Genomic DNA, 3,659 nt, shown 5'->3' on the forward strand with positions numbered 1-3,659 from the left:
ACGTATTGCTAAGGTTAATAGGGAAACACGATAGAATCCGAACAGCACCTGCTTACGGTTCACTACTCACGACGATGTTTTTTTTGGTACCTTTTTTTTCACCGGAAAGGACCCGTAAAGTGATAATGATTATCATCTACATATCACAACGTGCGTGGAGGCCATCAAACCACGTCAAATAATCAATTATGACGCAGGTATCGTATTAATTGATCTGCATCAACTTAACGTAAAAACAACTTCAGACAATACAAATCAGCGACACTGAATACGGGGCAACCTCATGTCAACGAAGAACAGAACCCGCAGAACAACAACCCGCAACATCCGCTTTCCTAACCAAATGATTGAACAAATTAACATCGCTCTTGAGCAAAAAGGGTCCGGGAATTTCTCAGCCTGGGTCATTGAAGCCTGCCGTCGGAGACTAACGTCAGAAAAGAGAGCATATACATCAATTAAAAGTGATGAAGAATGAACATCCCGCGTTCTTCCCTCCGAACAGGACGATATTGTAAATTCACTTAATTACGAGGGCATTGCAGTAATTGAGTTGCAGTTTTACCACTTTCCTGACAGTGACAGACTGCGTGTTGGCTCTGTCACAGACTAAATAGTTTGAATGATTAGCAGTTATGGTGATCAGTCAACCACCAGGGAATAATCCTTCATATTATTATCGTGCTTCACCAACGCTGCCTCAATTGCTCTGAATGCTTCCAGAGACACCTTATGTTCTATACATGCAATTACAACATCAGGGTAACTCATAGAAATGGTGCTATTAAGCATATTTTTTACACGAATCAGATCCACGGAGGGATCATCAGCAGATTGTTCTTTATTCATTTTGTCGCTCCATGCGCTTGCTCTTCATCTAGCGGTTAAAATATTACTTCAAATCTTTCTGTATGAAGATTTGAGCACGTTGGCCTTACATACATCTGTCGGTTGTATTTCCCTCCAGAATGCCAGCAGGACCGCACTTTGTTACGCAACCAATACTATTAAGTGAAAACATTCCTAATATTTGACATAAATCATCAACAAAACACAAGGAGGTCAGACCAGATTGAAACGATAAAAACGATAATGCAAACTACGCGCCCTCGTATCACATGGAAGGTTTTACCAATGGCTCAGGTTGCCATTTTTAAAGAAATATTCGATCAAGTGCGAAAAGATTTAGACTGTGAATTGTTTTATTCTGAACTAAAACGTCACAACGTCTCACATTATATTTACTATCTAGCCACAGATAATATTCACATCGTGTTAGAAAACGATAACACCGTGTTAATAAAAGGACTTAAAAAGGTTGTAAATGTTAAATTCTCAAGAAACACGCATCTTATAGAAACGTCCTATGATAGGTTGAAATCAAGAGAAATCACATTTCAGCAATACAGGGAAAATCTTGCTAAAGCAGGAGTTTTCCGATGGGTTACAAATATCCATGAACATAAAAGATATTACTATACCTTTGATAATTCATTACTATTTACTGAGAGCATTCAGAACACTACACAAATCTTTCCACGCTAAATCATAACGTCCGGTTTCTTCCGTGTCAGCACCGGGGCGTTGGCATAATGCAATACGTGTACGCGCTAAACCCTGTGTGCATCGTTTTAATTATTCCCGGACACTCCCGCAGAGAAGTTCCCCGTCAGGGCTGTGGACATAGTTAATCCGGGAATACAATGACGATTCATCGCACCTGACATACATTAATAAATATTAACAATATGAAATTTCAACTCATTGTTTAGGGTTTGTTTAATTTTCTACACATACGATTCTGCGAACTTCAAAAAGCATCGGGAATAACACCATGAAAAAAATGCTACTCGCTACTGCGCTGGCCCTGCTTATTACAGGATGTGCTCAACAGACGTTTACTGTTCAAAACAAACCGGCAGCAGTAGCACCAAAGGAAACCATCACCCATCATTTCTTCGTTTCTGGAATTGGGCAGAAGAAAACTGTCGATGCAGCCAAAATTTGTGGCGGCGCAGAAAATGTTGTTAAAACAGAAACCCAGCAAACATTCGTAAATGGATTGCTCGGTTTTATTACTTTAGGCATTTATACTCCGCTGGAAGCGCGTGTGTATTGCTCACAATAATTGCATGAGTTGCCCATCGATATGGGCAACTCTATCTGCACTGCTCATTAATATACTTCTGGGTTCCTTCCAGTTGTTTTTGCATAGTGATCAGCCTCTCTCTGAGGGTGAAATAATCCCGTTCAGCGGTGTCTGCCAGTCGGGGGAGGCTGCATTATCCACGCCGGAGGCGGTGGTGGCTTCACGCACTGACTGACAGACTGCTTTGATGTGCAACCGACGACGACCAGCGGCAACATCATCACGCAGAGCATCATTTTCAGCTTTAGCATCAGCTAACTCCTTCGTGTATTTTGCATCGAGCGCAGCAACATCACGCTGACGCATCTGCATGTCAGTAATTGCCGCGTTCGCCAGCTTCAGTTCTCTGGCATTTTTGTCGCGCTGGGCTTTGTAGGTAATGGCGTTATCACGGTAATGATTAACAGCCCATGACAGGCAGACGATGATGCAGATAACCAGAGCGGAGATAATCGCGGTGACTCTGCTCATACATCAATCTCTCTGACCGTTCCGCCCGCTTCTTTGAATTTTGCAATCAGGCTGTCAGCCTTATGCTCGAACTGACCATAACCAGCGCCCGGCAGTGAAGCCCAGATATTGCTGCAACGGTCGATTGCCTGACGGATATCACCACGATCAATCATAGGTAAAGCGCCACGCTCCTTAATCTGCTGCAATGCCACAGCGTCCTGACTTTTCGGAGAGAAGTCTTTCAGGCCAAGCTGCTTGCGGTAGGCATCCCACCAACGGGAAAGAAGCTGGTAGCGTCCGGCGCCTGTTGATTTGAGTTTTGGGTTTAGCGTGACAAGTTTGCGAGGGTGATCGGAGTAATCAGTAAATAGCTCTCCGCCTACAATGACGTCATAACCATGATTTCTGGTTTTCTGACGTCCGTTATCAGTTCCCTCCGACCACGCCAGCATATCGAGGAACGCCTTACGTTGATTATTGATTTCTACCATCTTCTACTCCGGCTTTTTTAGCAGCGAAGCGTTTGATAAGCGAACCAATCGAGTCAGTACCGATGTAGCCGATAAACACGCTCGTTATATAAGCGAGATTGCTACTTAGTCCGGCGAAGTCGAGAAGGTCACGAATGAACTAGGCGATAATGGCGCACATCGTTGCGTCGATTACTGTTTTTGTAAACGCACCGCCATTATATCTGCCGCGAAGGTACGCCATTGCAAACGCAAGGATTGCCCCGATGCCTTGTTCCTTTGCCGCGAGAATGGCGGCCAACAGGTCATGTTTTTCTGGCATCTTCATGTCTTACCCCCAATAAGGGGATTTGCTCTATTTAATTAGGAATAAGGTCGATTACTGATAGAACAAATCCAGGCTACTGTGTTTAGTAATCAGATTTGTTCGTGACCGATATGCACGGGCAAAACGGCAGGAGGTTGTTAGCGCAAAAAAAAAATTCCAAAAAAAAAATTCCAAAAAAAAAAGCGACTAACAAACACAATCTGATGGCAGGTGCTGTTCGGATTCTATCGTGTTTCCCTATTAACCTTAGCAATACGTA

General features: G+C 43.4%; 5 protein-coding genes and 2 pseudogenes. 3 read left to right on the forward strand and 4 right to left on the reverse strand.

Going from position 1 to position 3,659, the window contains the following annotated elements; translation table 11 throughout:
- The first annotated feature begins 283 nt into the window (after window positions 1-283).
- Complete coding sequence (locus ACTG2U_RS21565) at window positions 284-478, forward strand: YlcI/YnfO family protein (protein WP_001421937.1); 195 nt, start codon at window positions 284-286, stop codon at window positions 476-478.
- Between the two features lie 164 nt (window positions 479-642).
- Here the strand turns inward: ACTG2U_RS21565 and ybcW are convergent, their stop codons facing one another.
- Window positions 643-849, reverse strand: coding sequence for a protein YbcW (gene ybcW, locus ACTG2U_RS21570; protein WP_001031427.1), 207 nt, complete (start codon window positions 847-849; stop codon window positions 643-645).
- A 285-nt stretch (window positions 850-1,134) separates the two neighbouring features.
- Between ybcW and ACTG2U_RS21575 the strand changes: the two genes are divergently transcribed.
- Window positions 1,135-1,545, forward strand: coding sequence for a DUF1398 domain-containing protein (locus ACTG2U_RS21575; RefSeq protein WP_012775990.1), 411 nt, complete (start codon window positions 1,135-1,137; stop codon window positions 1,543-1,545).
- A gap of 289 nt (window positions 1,546-1,834) precedes the next feature.
- Entirely contained in the window at window positions 1,835-2,128 is a 294-nt protein-coding gene (gene bor, locus ACTG2U_RS21580; protein WP_000738492.1) for a serum resistance lipoprotein Bor, read from the forward strand.
- A 31-nt stretch (window positions 2,129-2,159) separates the two neighbouring features.
- Here bor and rzpD read toward each other — a convergent pair.
- From rzpD to ACTG2U_RS21595, 3 genes and pseudogenes are all read right to left on the reverse strand, one after another.
- Window positions 2,160-2,620, reverse strand: a pseudogene (rzpD, locus tag ACTG2U_RS21585) (prophage endopeptidase RzpD).
- Complete coding sequence (locus ACTG2U_RS21590; protein WP_000229403.1) at window positions 2,617-3,093, reverse strand: glycoside hydrolase family 24 protein; 477 nt, start codon at window positions 3,091-3,093, stop codon at window positions 2,617-2,619. Before ACTG2U_RS21590 ends, rzpD begins: the two are co-directional and overlap by 4 nt.
- Window positions 3,077-3,400: pseudogene (locus ACTG2U_RS21595) on the reverse strand (phage holin, lambda family). The gene ACTG2U_RS21590 and the pseudogene ACTG2U_RS21595 overlap by 17 nt, the downstream one beginning before the upstream one ends.
- Between the last annotated feature and the right edge of the window lie 259 nt (window positions 3,401-3,659).

It is taken from the genome of Aeromonas sp. 95A (assembly GCF_051919235.1).
Lineage (GTDB): Bacteria > Pseudomonadota > Gammaproteobacteria > Enterobacterales > Aeromonadaceae > Aeromonas > Aeromonas veronii.